Here is a 12,996-nt window from a genome sequence, read left to right on the forward strand (position 1 = left end):
ACAGGTTTCTGTGAAATTTTAAATCTTTTCCACTTTATACCCAAGTCCCCACACAACCTTAAGATAACGTGGTTCCTTCGGATTGATCTCAATTTTTTCTCTGATGTGGCGGATATGGACCGCTACGGTATTATCCGCCGCGATTGCTTCCTCTTCCCAGATACTTTCGTAAATCTGATTGATAGAAAAAACTCTGCCCTGATTTCTGACCAGAAAAAGAAGAATCCTGTATTCGATTGGTGTGAGTTTAACCACATCTCCATCCACACTGACTTCTTTGCGGTCATCATCAATCATGAGCCCGCCGGTCTGATAAATATTTTCTCTTTTTTCTGCCACCGCACCAAGCTGTGTGTATCTTCGAAGCTGTGATTTGACCCTTGCCATCAGCTCCAGTGGGTTAAAAGGTTTCGTCACATAATCATCTGCCCCGACATTTAATCCGAGGATCTTATCTGTATCTTCGGATTTCGCTGATAAAATTATAATAGGAAGAGCGTTTTTTTCACGAATCTTCAATGTTGCCCGGATTCCGTCCAGCTTCGGCATCATCACATCGATGATCAGAAGATCCACCGGATTATTCTGCAGAACCCGGATCGCCTGCTCACCGTCGTATGCTTTGAGAATGTGATGCCCTTCCTGTGCCAGATAGATTTCTATCGCCTCCACAATATCCTTATCGTCATCACATACCAGTATCTCTGCCATTTCCCCTGCCTCCTGTATTTTTGTTTACTGCTCACTTTGGCCACGGTAAACCATCTGCCGTAACCTTGCATTTACTATATCTGCCAAGAATTAATATCCATGGGGTAAAATATTAAGATTTTCTTAATTACTCAGAAGATAGTATCCCGCGAGGTGTTTTGGCATGTTCTTTGCCAAAATCATTTTTTCGCTGTCTCATTTCCTTATTGTAACAGAAACAGTGTTTTTTTGCTATTGTCTGAAAAAAGCAAAATTCCCTATTGACATTTCTATATCATTATGGTACATTATAGTCACAGCAAGAAACTAATAACAATTACTATTATTAAATAAAAATCAATCTAAGTGAGAAAAGGAGATTAAGACTATGGCAAAATGGGTATGTAGTGTATGTGGATATGTTCATGAAGGTGATGAAGCTCCGGAGGTCTGTCCGGTTTGCAAGGCTCCTGCTTCCAAATTTATTAAACAGGACGCTGAGATGACATGGGCTGCTGAGCACGTTGTTGGTGTTGCCAAGGGTGTCAGCGAAGACATTCTTGAAGATCTGAGAGCTAACTTCCAGGGCGAATGCTCTGAGGTAGGTATGTATCTTGCTATGGCAAGAGTTGCTCACAGAGAAGGATATCCGGAGATCGGTCTCTACTGGGAGAAAGCAGCTTACGAAGAAGCTGAGCATGCTGCAAACTTCGCCGAACTTCTCGGTGAAGTTGTTACTGACAGCACAAAGAAAAACCTCGAGATGCGTGTAGAAGCTGAGAACGGTGCTACTGCCGGTAAATTTGACCTGGCTAAACGTGCCAAAGCAGCTAACCTTGACGCTATCCATGATACTGTACATGAGATGGCAAGAGACGAGGCAAGACACGGCAAAGCATTCGCTGGTCTGCTTAAGAGATATTTCGGTTAATATATGAATTTATTGGCAGGTAAAGATTACGGAATACTGTCTATACTATCAAAGAAAGGAGTTTCCAATGGCTGGATTAAAATATAGCCGTCAGAGAGAATCTATCAAAGAGTTTCTCATGACCCGCAGGGATCACCCGACAGCAGATGTTGTCTATGACAATATGAAGATTATTTATCCCAATATCAGTCTGGGAACTGTTTACCGCAATCTTTCCCTGTTATCTGATATCGGCGAGATCAGGAAATTGTCGAATTTCGGCGGTGCTGATCACTTTGATGGAAATACCGAACCGCACAGCCACTTTATGTGTACGGAATGTGGCTGTGTACAGGATCTGGAAACTGATGGATTTGATGATGTGATCCATCACGCAGGCAGGAACTTCGCCGGCAGGATTACCGGCTGCAATGTTCGTTTCTTCGGTCTCTGCGAGGACTGCCTGAAACAATCTGAAAAATAAACGTAACTGTTCTCAGATAACAGTTACCATCGAGTAAATGATAAAGGAGAATACGATTATGGCAAAATGGGTATGTAGTGTATGTGGATATGTTCATGAAGGTGATGAAGCTCCGGAGGTATGTCCGGTTTGCAAGGCTCCTGCTTCCAAATTTATCAAACAGGACGCTGAGATGACATGGGCTGCTGAGCACGTTGTTGGTGTTGCTAAAGGTGTCAGCGAAGACATTCTTGAAGATCTGAGAGCTAACTTCCAGGGTGAATGCTCTGAGGTAGGTATGTATCTTGCTATGGCCAGAGTTGCTCACAGAGAAGGATATCCGGAGATCGGTCTCTACTGGGAGAAAGCAGCTTATGAAGAAGCTGAGCATGCTGCAAAATTCGCTGAACTTCTTGGCGAAGTTGTTACTGACAGCACAAAGAAAAACCTTGAAATGCGTGTAGAAGCTGAGAACGGTGCTACTGCTGGTAAATTTGACCTGGCTAAACGTGCCAAAGCAGCTGACCTTGACGCTATCCATGACACTGTACATGAAATGGCAAGAGATGAAGCAAGACACGGCAAAGCATTCGCTGGTCTGCTTAAGAGATACTTCGGAGAATAAGAATATATCTTCGGGGATTACAAAGGGAGCGGATTTATCCGCTCCCTTATCTTTTTATTCTTCTCATGGGATTCTTTTACGAAAAACCACTTTATAATCATATTTTTTATATGATATTCCGTAATATTTTTTTATTCCTCTTCTCTTTCCAAAGTAGGAATCATAGACACGTCCGTTGATTTCTGTCCATGTGTGATGGTTTCTTGCCCTTGTGTCTCTTGAACACACATTGACATTATTGTATCCTATCACTTTTGCCATATATGCCATTGCACACGCATAGGAAATACAATCACCTCGTCTGTGGTCAAAAAGATCATTCGCATTTATCGCATACCAGTAATTTCCTCCATCACTGAGCCTGCGCCAGCCGCCATATCCATTTGATCGAATGAGCCACTTATAACAGACTTTCAGTTTTTCAGACTTACTCATATGCGAATTTGTGATTCCGTTTACAATCCGACGTGCTCTCTGATACGCTCTAAGGTCACTCCTTTGACCCGAACTGAGTTTCTTACTATTCGGTGCCCTGTAACGGCAGTCCTTTACAGCTTTACTATTTTTCCGGTATTTCCTCTGACCATCAGATGTGATAACCCATCCTTTTGATGACTTTCCCGTTGTGCTGCCAGCACTTACCGTTACCGTCATTGCAGGTAAAACTGCCAGAAGCATGCACATAACTGCTATCAACAATTTCTTTAATTTTCTCACTTTAATCTTATCCTCTTGCAATTCTATTTCCTGACCTTCTCAATCTTTAACAGACTTGCTTCTTTATATATTTATTGTTCAGGCAAGTTTTTTTCTTGTGACCGGAGACAAAGTATACACTCCATATCTGACACCATAGTTTCTGCTGTAGCTTTTGGCTTCTGCAAAAAGCGGATCATATACTCGTCCGTTAATTTCTGTCCATGCGTGAGAATTATCGTCTCTTCTCGATCCATCTGCACAGATATAGACGTTTTTATATCCAAGTGCTTTTGCAAGATATGCAAATGCAGAAGCATCCGCAATACAGTCACCACAGCCACGCTCAAAGTGATCATTTGCCTGCACGGCATACCACATGGATCCTCCCTGATCAAACCGTCTCCAGGTAAAATAGTACTTACTCATAACCCAGCGGAAACAGGCCTCCAGTTTCTGGCTTTTGGACATTCTCTTATTGGTGACTCTGTTTATTACATCTCTTGCATTCTGATACGCTCTGCAATCTAAGGCTTTATTCTTTGACATACGTTTCCCGTTATTATAATAGAAAGTGGAACCCTTTCTCCAGCCTGTTACGTGTTCACGGTCATCTATAAAGTACCGAACGCCTTTGTAAGTTGTGTTTTTCTGCTGTTTGACACCATAGCGATCAAACAGATAGACATATTTTCCAAGCTTATGGCAGCCTGTGAGATACTTTCCATCTTTAAAATATCTTTTTTTGCCATTTGAACATCTGTACCAGCCTTTGATCTGTGTCTTTTTCTTTTTTGCTACTGACGAAGTCTTCTTCGCCTCTGATGAAGCTGTTTTTGCTGCTGCGGATGCTGTTTCTGTAAATACCGGTGCGGTTACAAGCATCGCACAGAGAAACAGTATCAGGATCTTTTTCATTTTTTTCATGGTGTCCATGTCCTCCCTTAATTTGTTTATCTTCCATACAATACCGAGGAAGCCTCTCCAAGGCGATTGTATAGTTTTACTGCATCATCTATATGCGGCGTTCCCGCCTGATACGCACCTGCTGTCACCAGGATATATTCTATATCATCGATCTCAGCAAAGCTTGCCAGACAGCAGCCGGCCTCACTGGTAAATCCGGTCTTGCCACCCATGATCTTGCCATCGATCACAGTTGTATCTGACAGATTCTTGAACATTGTACTGTAAAAGGTAATCCCATCCGGATGTACATTCGTTCCAGGTGTAGAATGATACGGACTTTCGATGATCTCACGGAAAGTACTGTTCTTAAGTGCATAGCGCAGAAGCTCTGCGATGTCTTTTGCCGTACTGTAATGATCATCTGCATGAAGACCTGTTGTATTACAGAAATGTGTATTTTCAAGCCCCAGTTTCTCTGCCTTCTGGTTCATCAGCTCCACAAATCCCTCTTCAGATCCCGCAATTGTATCTGCCAGTGCAATACAGCAGTCTGCTCCTGATGGCAGCATCACACCATAGAGAAGATCGATCGCCTGCACTGTTTCACCTGGCTGAAATCCAGCCTGTGTGGCATCCTGTGCATAAAGATTTGCTATCATATCATTTGTTACAGTAATCTCCTGGTTCAGGTCACTGAGATTCTCGATTGCTACAATCGTTGTCATAATCTTTGTCATAGAAGCCGGATACATCGGTGTTTCTCCATTTATATCTCCGACAACCCTGCCGCTCCCGGCCTGCATAAGAACCGCATAGGAGCTGTTAATTCCGGTAATATCCAGTTCCTTAACTGCCGGCTTTATAAGCTGATTCACCCAGACTGTGATCTGATATCCAAAACCAAAGTTCTGCGAAAGCACCAGAAGCAGAGCAATCACAGCAAGTATCTCTGCCACCAGACAGATAATCCTGTTTCTCCAGGAATTCTTTTTCTTTTTTCCAGCCAAAACTATTCCCTCATTTCCAAACTATATCGTAACTGTTCCGCATCCTCACTGTTACAAGTAAACATGCATTCCAGATCACCTAGATATCATTCTATCATAACTGTTCAGTACCCTCACAGTTACGAGTCAAAATGCATTCCAAATCACCTTCGGTGATGGCATTTTGCCTTGTATGTCTCGGGATTTTGGCAAAAAACATGCCAAAACGCCTCGCGGGATACTACCTTCTGAATAGTTACATTCTATCATAATATCACAGAATACCGTAAAATACATTTAATTATATATTAAGATTTTTGGCAGCCTCAGGCATAGCTGAAACGGACAGCAATGATTTTATTTTTGAAAATATGTTATAAACTGAAAAAAGACACCCCTGTGCTCATGCACGGGATGTCCTTCTTTCATATATTTAGGCAAATTTTACCGGGTTAACCTTTACACCAGGTCCCATAGTTGGGGTCAGAACAACGCTTCTTAAGTACTGTCCTTTAAGTGTGCTTGGTCTAGCCTTTACAATAGCCTCCATGAGCGTCTGGAAGTTGTCGCTTAACTGTTCCTCAGTAAAGGAAGCTTTACCGATCGGAACATGGATGATATTGGTTTTGTCAAGACGATATTCAATCTTACCTGCTTTAATATCATTGATTGCTTTTGTAACGTCCATAGTTACTGTTCCAGCTTTCGGGTTCGGCATAAGACCTTTTGGTCCAAGTACACGACCAAGACGTCCTACAACACCCATCATGTCTGGTGTAGCAACAACAACGTCGAAATCAAGCCATCCTTCATTCTGAATTCTCGGAATGAGATCATCAGCGCCTACGTAATCTGCTCCAGCTGCTTTTGCTTCTTCTGCTTTTGCATCTTTAGCAAATACAAGAACGCGAACCTTTTTACCAGTTCCGTGTGGCAGAACTACTGCACCACGAATCTGCTGGTCTGCATGACGTCCATCGCAGCCTGTACGGATATGAGCTTCGATAGTTTCATCAAATTTAGCAACTGCTGATTTTTTTACAAGGCTGATAGCTTCAGCGGTATCATATAATGTTGCGCGGTCTACTGCTTTAGCAGCTTCCACGTATTTCTTTCCTCGTTTCATTTCTATAACCTCCTGTGGTAATTGCGGGAATTTCCCTCCCACTCACTTCAATTTGTAATTTCTCAGTCTACGACTTCGATTCCCATGCTTCTAGCAGTACCAGCGATCATGCTCATAGCTGCTTCAAGGGATGCTGCATTCAGATCTTTCATTTTCAGTTCAGCGATTTCCTGAACCTGAGCTTTTGTTACTTTTGCAACTTTTGTTTTGTTCGGTACGCCGGAACCGGATTTGATGTTAGCTGCTTTCTTAAGAAGAACTGCTGCCGGCGGAGTTTTGGTTATGAAGCTGAAACTTCTGTCTGCATAAACAGTGATAACAACCGGGATGATAAGATCTCCCTGATCTGCTGTTCTTGCATTAAACTCTTTTGTGAACTGTACAATGTTTACACCGTGCTGTCCAAGAGCAGGACCAACCGGTGGTGCTGGAGTTGCTTTACCAGCAGGAATCTGTAATTTAATATAGCCTGTTACTTTTTTTGCCATTTTTCGGCACCTCCTATGTGGTATTGGCGGGGGTTGTTCCCTCCCACTTGAATGTGTTTACGCTTTCTTAATATCTGCGAAACTTATTTCTACCGGCGTTTCGCGGCCAAACAATTCAACATTGATAGTAACCGTCTGCTTCTGAGTGCTGAGCGCAGAAATAACGCCTGTGGTGTCCTTCCAGGCTCCGCCTGTTACGACAACCATGTCACCCTCTGCAAAATCTACCTGAATGTCTTCGTTCTTGATTCCTAACGGAAGCATTTCTTCTTCTGTAAGCGGAACCGGTTTGGATCCCGGTCCTACGAAACCTGTAACACCTCTGGTGTTACGAACAACATACCAGGTATCATCATTCATGACCATGTTGAGAAGCACATAGCCCGGAAACATTTTTTTCTGGACCTGCTTTGCAGCACCATTTCGCATTTCCACTACATCCTGCAGAGGAACACGAACTTCCAGAATCTGGTCTTCCAGGTGTCTGTTTTCGATTGTTTTTTCAATGTTGGCTTTTACCTTGTTTTCATACCCTGAATAAGTATGAACAACATACCATTTTGCTTCTGACATACAATCACCGTTATCCTTATTTCATTAAAAGATTTACACCTTCCAGAATGGCAGAATCCATAATACTGATAATCACAGCAAGAACTACTGTAATGGCAACAACCGCAATGGTCTGTTTAACCAGTGTAGGTCTGTCCACCCAGACAATCTTTTTGAATTCCGATTGAAGTCCCTGAAACCATTTTTTCTTCTGACCAGTGCCAGCAGATTTTTCTTTCTCTTGCATAGTCTAACCTCACAAAACTCACAATACTTTGTGATTACTTTGTTTCCTTGTGCAGAGTATGGGTACGGCAGAACTTACAATATTTCTTTGTTTCAAGACGCTCAGGATGATTCTTTTTCTCCTTGGTCATATTGTAGTTACGCTGCTTGCACTCCGTACATGCCAATGTAATCTTAACGCGCACAACTTCCACCTCCAGTGTTTTCATTTGCGTGAGTCTTCTTTTTATTTTTTGCATAAAAAAAAGACCTAACTTCCATGTCGCCCGTCTAGTTTAGCACACATTACATATAGAAGTCAAGAGTTTTGCATTCATTTTTATAGAAGTATTTCTTATAAAACAAGTTTACTCTTGTCAATGTTCTTTTCGTAGTGTATGATAAAAAAGTCGAATGCCCTCAGTTTTCTGGGGGTCTATAATTTTTATATTAATATAGGAGCGGATTTTATGTTTAATCGATTCAAGGATGACTTGAAGAAGTATTGGAAATATGCTATCTATTCTTCCAATGCTCAGTTAAAATCCGAAATAGCCAATTCCTATCTGAACTGGCTCTGGTGGATACTGGATCCTCTTTGCTTTATGCTGATCTATGTATTCATGTTCGGATATGTGTTCAAGTCCAAGGAACAGTACTTTGCAATTTTCGTCTTTATCGGTATCACTTTGTGGGATTTCTTTAATAAGAGTCTTCTCCAGAGTGTCAAAGTAATTAAGGCCAATAAACCGATCGTATCCAAAGTATATATACCTAAATTCATCCTTCTCTTCGTCAAGATGGGCGTCAACGGTTTTAAGATGTGTATTTCCCTTCTTATCATTGTTGCCATGATGATCGTATGGAGAGTTCCGGTAACCTGGAATGTTCTGTATTTCATTCCGATCCTGATGACTTTGATCGTCCTGGTGTTTGGATTTTCCTGTTTTCTCCTTCACTACGGAGTATTTGTAGAAGACCTTTCCAATGTACTGAACATTGCACTGCGTTTTCTGTTTTATCTTACCGGTGTATTCTGGAATATTATGGACAGACTTCCTGCCCCGTATAACAGCTATGTCGGAAGGGGAAATCCTATCGCATTCTTGCTGACTGCTTCCCGTGACTGTCTGATCTACGGCCGGACGCCACACAGAAAGCTTCTGCTTCTCTGGTTTGTGATCGGTCTCATTATCAGTATCTTAGGTGTACGCAAGATCTACAAAAATGAAAACAGTTATGTAAAGGTGATATAATATGGAAGAGAAACATGCTATTGAAGTCACAGATCTGGTGATCAGTTATCAGAATCTCAAGAAGACTTCTATCAAGAAAAACCTGCTGCACTTCCGTCGCCAGAAGGCTGACCGTTTTGTAGCTGTAAAGGGAATCTCCTTCTATGTACGTGAAGGCGAGATCCTCGGAATCATCGGCAAGAACGGAAGTGGTAAATCCACCACTCTGAATGCCCTGGCCGGAATCTTTTCCCCGGACAGCGGAACAATTGATCTGAAGGGACATTCCATTTCCCTTCTGTCCATCGGTGTTGGTTTCCAGCGTGAAATGACCGGAAGAGAAAACATCGTCCTCTCTGGTATGCTTCTCGGTTTCTCCGAGGAAGAAGTTCGTGCCAAAGAAGAAGAAATCGTTGAATTTGCCGAACTCGGTGAGTTTATCGATATGCCTGTAAGGACATACTCCAGTGGTATGTATTCCAAACTGGCATTCTCCATTACTGCTATCCTGGAAACCGACATTATGCTTATCGATGAGGTATTGAGTGTCGGAGACCAGAAATTCAAGAAAAAAAGTTACAACAAAATGAAGAGTCTTATTTCCAACAAAGATCGTACAGTTGTCATCGTATCCCACAGCATTGATACGCTTCAGGAGCTGTGTGACACAGTTATGTGGATGCACGACGGACAGATCAAACGGATCGGAGATCCTAAACCGGTTCTTGCAGAATATGTAGACTTCATGGAAAACAACTAAAAAACTGTGCTGATCATCTGATCAGCACAGTTTTTATATTTACTGCTATTTTCCATTTCTGAGAAATACATGATAAAACTTCTCTCTGGCTCCACCCGGAATCGCACCAACAGTTGTACGGACCAGACAATTTTGGATGTATTCCTTCTTTGTAATGAAATTCTTACAGTAGAGATATCTCTGAAAACGCAGTACCCAGTACAGATAATCGCGTCCTCCTCTGCGGTCATACATGCCATTGCCAGTCCGCATATCAAGAATTACCTCCTGCACATTATACCCCTTACAGCCCTTGCGCAGCATACGTATCCAGAGATAATAATCCTCAAATCCGGGAAAATCCTGATAACTTCCGACGCGAAGAACCGATTCCTTACGGAACATCACACATGGATGATTGAAAGGGTTTCTCTTCTTCGCATACTGCAGGATTTCTTCAGAAGTACGCGGAAGCACTCTCAACCTGTCCATATCTCCCGGTTCTCTGACAAATTCCTGCAAAGTACCACTCACCAGATCATATCCGTCTCTCTCTATGATACGGAACTGTCTCTCACAGCGATCTGGTCTGCTGATGTCATCACTGTCCATTCTTGCGATCACGGAACAGCGGCACCTTGGAACACCTGTACGCAGGGCCTTTCCAAGTCCCTTATTTTCTTTCAGGCGAATGATCTGAAGTTTCTCGTCCATTTCTTCCTGTGCCCAGCTGATCACTTCATTTAATTCATGTGTCAGTGCTCCATCACAGACAAGAACAAAATCCGAAAAAGGCAGTGTCTGTGCAAGCATACTCTCAATACTCTGACGAAAAAACTCCGGTTTTTCTTTTCCGTAAACTGCCATCAGAACAGAATAGGTCTTCTCTGCATCTGTTCCCATACTATCACTCCTTAATTCTGGTATTGTGATGGTTCATCTCCTGTACAGACGGAGGATTCCAGTATTCTCCATACATCTGTCGGAGAACAAAATCATAATCCTTCGGTCCTCTCAGTGAAATATCTTCAAAAGGATAATCGGCTCCTCTGCCGTAATGCTTCCTGTGAAACATTTCTTTGAGCTTATGGATTCCCATAAAGTTTACCAGGTATGGAGAACTGTCATAGGAATATTTCTGCATCATCCGGTCGAGGCGCTTCAGTTCTCTGTCCGTACGGAAGATCTTTTCGACCGGAAGCACCTTGCCCGCAGAAATTAACAGCTGCTCATGCAGCGGTCTTTTGCGCTTAAGATCAACATTTGTTGAAAACAGCGAGTAATTCACTCTTGCTCTCGCGATCAGAAGGCCAAAACAGTGGATCTTGCGGATATATTTGTTTCCTGGCATTCCATCCAGCGGAAAGATGTCGATCCATGCTTCCTTCTCCGCATCAACAGCAGCAGATTCATCAATCACCTTGACACGGCTGTCTGTGATCCTTGGCACATAATGATTATAGCCCTTTGTTTTCTTGAAACTGCAGTAATGAAGATATTCCGGAAGTTCCTTCTCGACAATCTTTTCAAATCGTCTGAAGTCCGGTCTCGGCATTCCTACATCAATATCATCATCCCACGGAATAAATCCCTCATGTCTTACTGCACCCAGAAGTGTACCTCCCAGCGCATAGTAACGAAGATGATATTTCTCACATATTCTCAGAAACTCCTTCAGAATATCCAGTTCCACAAGCTGGAGCTTTCTGAGATCATTTTGGTTCTCTGTTTTCTGTTCCATCATGACGGATATCCTCCCTGGTAATTTCTTCCACCGAATCCTTCAGAGCATTTATCTGATCATCATCCACTCCCTCAGAAACTTCCTTCTGGAAAAAGATCTTTACTGTCATCAAAAGAAGCTTCAGATCGAGGAAAAACGAATAGTTTTCTATATAGAAAAGGTCCAGCTTCAGTTTATCGTATGGTGTCGTATTGTATTTGCCATAAACCTGAGCATAACCGGTAAGTCCGGCTTTCACCTTCAGTCTGTAATAAAACTCCGGTATCTCTTTCCGATACTCACGCATGATCGTCTGACGTTCCGGCCTCGGACCTACCAGCGACATATCTCCCATAAACACATTAAACAATTGCGGAAGCTCATCCAGATGAAGATTTCTCAGCACCTTTCCGACAGGAGTGATTCTGGAATCATGTTTTGATGCAAGGCGTGCTCCGTTTTTCTCCGAATCCACACACATACTGCGGAATTTACAGATTTTGAATGGTCTGCCGCCAAGTGTAAGTCTCTCCTGAAAATAGAATACAGGACCGCCATCGTACAGCTTGACGCACAATGCCGCAATCAGCATGATCGGAGATGAAACAATGATTCCCAATGCAGATACCACAATATCCAGAATTCTCTTGGCCGCTCTCTGTTCTATAGAAAGCCCCATATTCTTTGCAACCAGAAGTGGTGTATCAAACAGATGGATACGCTCACTTCCCATCAGGATCACATCCGAGATCTTTGGACTCAGATAACAGCGAATAGAATGTGCAAAACAATGCTTCAGATAACGGTTACGGATCTGAGAAGGAAGATCCCAGATAATAACTCCGTCATACTCCTTCATCAGACGGTAAATCTCCTTCTCGCCCATATCAATATGGACTTTACCGCTGATCTCATATTTGTCTTTACGGGAGTTCATCTTTTGTATCAGATCGCCCGGATCTCTGTCTCCGTAAATTACCAGAAGCTTACGTGCCTGATAAAGTCTGGAGTAAATATATCTGGATCCCCAGATCCAGATCAGAATGATCACAAACTGTACCAGTGTCATCTCAACCATCGGCCGCGGATCCAAGAACCAGCGGTTGATCAATGTAATCTGGAAATACGTAAAAATATTCGTACAGATCGTTGCGATCGTCATCGAATAAAATACATCGATCCTCTTCAGATAACCAACCTTCAGTCCTCCATACAATCTGGAAAACAGGACATTGATCAGTGCATAGATTGCGATCAGCACCCAGTTACCCTTCCTCCAGAAAGGCTCAAAGATCAGGCCTCTGTAAAAATCGTACCAGATATACGCAAAAACAGCTGTCTGGGCAATTACCACAAGGCTTGCCAGACAGAAAACAACAAAGCGTTTAAAATCTTCTCGTCTTTTCACCAGAATACCTCTTATTCTACCATTAATTATGATATTTATTATTTCTTTTTCCTGACGTTGCTATTATAACGTATATCTTCTTTTCCGTCCAGTCATTGCACGATCTTTGCATTGCTCCATCTGTCCCGGCAGATTTTGTTGTGAATCTGAACAAAAACTTTTCTTATTTTGTAGAATTTTAGTACATTTTTTCGATTTTTTGTTGATTTTACACCTATTTA

The 12,996-nt window shown here is 42.4% G+C and carries 17 protein-coding genes; 5 read left to right on the forward strand and 12 right to left on the reverse strand.

Translation table 11 applies throughout. The annotated features are described in order from the left end of the window. Positions 1 to 18: 18 nt before the first annotated feature. Positions 19 to 711: a response regulator transcription factor gene (locus GT674_RS10740; protein ID WP_161285689.1), complete on the reverse strand. Its 693-nt coding sequence runs from the start codon at positions 709 to 711 to the stop codon at positions 19 to 21. 367 nt (positions 712 to 1,078) lie between these two features. Between GT674_RS10740 and GT674_RS10745 the strand changes: the two genes are divergently transcribed. From GT674_RS10745 to GT674_RS10755, 3 genes are all read left to right on the forward strand, one after another. Beyond that, a complete protein-coding gene (locus GT674_RS10745) occupies positions 1,079 to 1,621 on the forward strand; it encodes an NADH peroxidase (protein ID WP_161285690.1) in 543 nt (180 codons plus the stop codon). A 67-nt stretch (positions 1,622 to 1,688) separates the two neighbouring features. Beyond that, complete coding sequence (locus GT674_RS10750; RefSeq protein WP_161285691.1) at positions 1,689 to 2,084, forward strand: Fur family transcriptional regulator; 396 nt, start codon at positions 1,689 to 1,691, stop codon at positions 2,082 to 2,084. 58 nt (positions 2,085 to 2,142) lie between these two features. Next, positions 2,143 to 2,688, forward strand: a complete 546-nt coding sequence (locus tag GT674_RS10755) for an NADH peroxidase (protein WP_161285692.1) — start codon at positions 2,143 to 2,145, stop codon at positions 2,686 to 2,688. Between the two features lie 63 nt (positions 2,689 to 2,751). Here GT674_RS10755 and GT674_RS17650 read toward each other — a convergent pair whose 3' ends face one another. From GT674_RS17650 to rpmG, 8 genes are all read right to left on the reverse strand, one after another. Continuing rightward, positions 2,752 to 3,405, reverse strand: a complete 654-nt coding sequence (locus tag GT674_RS17650) for a transglutaminase domain-containing protein (protein ID WP_161285693.1) — start codon at positions 3,403 to 3,405, stop codon at positions 2,752 to 2,754. 78 nt (positions 3,406 to 3,483) lie between these two features. Beyond that, positions 3,484 to 4,311, reverse strand: coding sequence for a transglutaminase-like domain-containing protein (locus tag GT674_RS10765; RefSeq protein WP_161285694.1), 828 nt, complete (start codon positions 4,309 to 4,311; stop codon positions 3,484 to 3,486). Between the two features lie 26 nt (positions 4,312 to 4,337). Further along, the gene (locus GT674_RS10770) at positions 4,338 to 5,300 is read right to left on the reverse strand and encodes a D-alanyl-D-alanine carboxypeptidase family protein (protein WP_243149102.1); all 963 of its coding nucleotides are present in this window, start codon (positions 5,298 to 5,300) and stop codon (positions 4,338 to 4,340) included. A 412-nt stretch (positions 5,301 to 5,712) separates the two neighbouring features. Further along, positions 5,713 to 6,405 (reverse strand): 50S ribosomal protein L1, encoded by a 693-nt coding sequence (gene rplA / locus GT674_RS10775; protein WP_161285695.1) that lies wholly within the window; start codon positions 6,403 to 6,405, stop codon positions 5,713 to 5,715. A gap of 62 nt (positions 6,406 to 6,467) precedes the next feature. Continuing rightward, entirely contained in the window at positions 6,468 to 6,893 is a 426-nt protein-coding gene (gene rplK / locus GT674_RS10780) for a 50S ribosomal protein L11 (protein WP_015540664.1), read from the reverse strand. A gap of 57 nt (positions 6,894 to 6,950) precedes the next feature. Next, the gene (gene nusG / locus GT674_RS10785; RefSeq protein ID WP_161285696.1) at positions 6,951 to 7,466 is read right to left on the reverse strand and encodes a transcription termination/antitermination protein NusG; all 516 of its coding nucleotides are present in this window, start codon (positions 7,464 to 7,466) and stop codon (positions 6,951 to 6,953) included. 16 nt (positions 7,467 to 7,482) lie between these two features. After that, complete coding sequence (gene secE / locus GT674_RS10790; RefSeq protein ID WP_022215466.1) at positions 7,483 to 7,692, reverse strand: preprotein translocase subunit SecE; 210 nt, start codon at positions 7,690 to 7,692, stop codon at positions 7,483 to 7,485. Between the two features lie 34 nt (positions 7,693 to 7,726). Further along, on the reverse strand, positions 7,727 to 7,876 hold the full coding sequence (rpmG, locus tag GT674_RS10795; RefSeq protein ID WP_044925727.1) for a 50S ribosomal protein L33: 150 nt from the start codon (positions 7,874 to 7,876) through the stop codon (positions 7,727 to 7,729). A gap of 264 nt (positions 7,877 to 8,140) precedes the next feature. Here rpmG and GT674_RS10800 point away from each other — a divergent pair, with 264 nt between their 5' ends. Both GT674_RS10800 and GT674_RS10805 read left to right on the forward strand, forming a co-directional pair. Continuing rightward, positions 8,141 to 8,926, forward strand: a complete 786-nt coding sequence (locus GT674_RS10800) for an ABC transporter permease (RefSeq protein WP_161285697.1) — start codon at positions 8,141 to 8,143, stop codon at positions 8,924 to 8,926. A gap of 1 nt (position 8,927) precedes the next feature. Further along, positions 8,928 to 9,665: an ABC transporter ATP-binding protein gene (locus GT674_RS10805; RefSeq protein WP_161285698.1), complete on the forward strand. Its 738-nt coding sequence runs from the start codon at positions 8,928 to 8,930 to the stop codon at positions 9,663 to 9,665. 45 nt (positions 9,666 to 9,710) lie between these two features. Here the strand turns inward: GT674_RS10805 and GT674_RS10810 are convergent, their stop codons facing one another. From GT674_RS10810 to GT674_RS10820, 3 genes are read right to left on the reverse strand one after another with little or no spacing between them, the layout of a single operon-like run. Continuing rightward, a complete protein-coding gene (locus GT674_RS10810; RefSeq protein WP_161285699.1) occupies positions 9,711 to 10,547 on the reverse strand; it encodes a glycosyltransferase in 837 nt (278 codons plus the stop codon). 4 nt (positions 10,548 to 10,551) lie between these two features. Beyond that, positions 10,552 to 11,388, reverse strand: a complete 837-nt coding sequence (locus GT674_RS10815; RefSeq protein WP_161285700.1) for a LicD family protein — start codon at positions 11,386 to 11,388, stop codon at positions 10,552 to 10,554. Next, complete coding sequence (locus GT674_RS10820; protein WP_161285701.1) at positions 11,357 to 12,775, reverse strand: sugar transferase; 1,419 nt, start codon at positions 12,773 to 12,775, stop codon at positions 11,357 to 11,359. The genes GT674_RS10815 and GT674_RS10820 overlap by 32 nt, the downstream gene beginning before the upstream one ends. Between the last annotated feature and the right edge of the window lie 221 nt (positions 12,776 to 12,996).

Source organism: Blautia sp. BIOML-A1 (assembly GCF_009883055.1).
Classification (GTDB): domain Bacteria; phylum Bacillota; class Clostridia; order Lachnospirales; family Lachnospiraceae; genus Blautia_A.

What these genes read in the sequence shown, in the direction of transcription:
- GT674_RS10740 (WP_161285689.1), bottom strand. Translation starts at nt 711, where the DNA reads ATGGCAGAGATACTGGTATGTGATGACGATAAGGATATTGTGGAGGCG.
- GT674_RS10745 (WP_161285690.1), top strand. Translation starts at nt 1,079, where the DNA reads ATGGCAAAATGGGTATGTAGTGTATGTGGATATGTTCATGAAGGTGAT.
- GT674_RS10750 (WP_161285691.1), top strand. Translation starts at nt 1,689, where the DNA reads ATGGCTGGATTAAAATATAGCCGTCAGAGAGAATCTATCAAAGAGTTT.
- GT674_RS10755 (WP_161285692.1), top strand. Translation starts at nt 2,143, where the DNA reads ATGGCAAAATGGGTATGTAGTGTATGTGGATATGTTCATGAAGGTGAT.
- GT674_RS10765 (WP_161285694.1), bottom strand. Translation starts at nt 4,311, where the DNA reads ATGAAAAAAATGAAAAAGATCCTGATACTGTTTCTCTGTGCGATGCTT.
- rplA (WP_161285695.1), bottom strand. Translation starts at nt 6,405, where the DNA reads ATGAAACGAGGAAAGAAATACGTGGAAGCTGCTAAAGCAGTAGACCGC.
- rplK (WP_015540664.1), bottom strand. Translation starts at nt 6,893, where the DNA reads ATGGCAAAAAAAGTAACAGGCTATATTAAATTACAGATTCCTGCTGGT.
- nusG (WP_161285696.1), bottom strand. Translation starts at nt 7,466, where the DNA reads ATGTCAGAAGCAAAATGGTATGTTGTTCATACTTATTCAGGGTATGAA.
- secE (WP_022215466.1), bottom strand. Translation starts at nt 7,692, where the DNA reads ATGCAAGAGAAAGAAAAATCTGCTGGCACTGGTCAGAAGAAAAAATGG.
- GT674_RS10800 (WP_161285697.1), top strand. Translation starts at nt 8,141, where the DNA reads ATGTTTAATCGATTCAAGGATGACTTGAAGAAGTATTGGAAATATGCT.
- GT674_RS10805 (WP_161285698.1), top strand. Translation starts at nt 8,928, where the DNA reads ATGGAAGAGAAACATGCTATTGAAGTCACAGATCTGGTGATCAGTTAT.
- GT674_RS10810 (WP_161285699.1), bottom strand. Translation starts at nt 10,547, where the DNA reads ATGGGAACAGATGCAGAGAAGACCTATTCTGTTCTGATGGCAGTTTAC.
- GT674_RS10815 (WP_161285700.1), bottom strand. Translation starts at nt 11,388, where the DNA reads ATGATGGAACAGAAAACAGAGAACCAAAATGATCTCAGAAAGCTCCAG.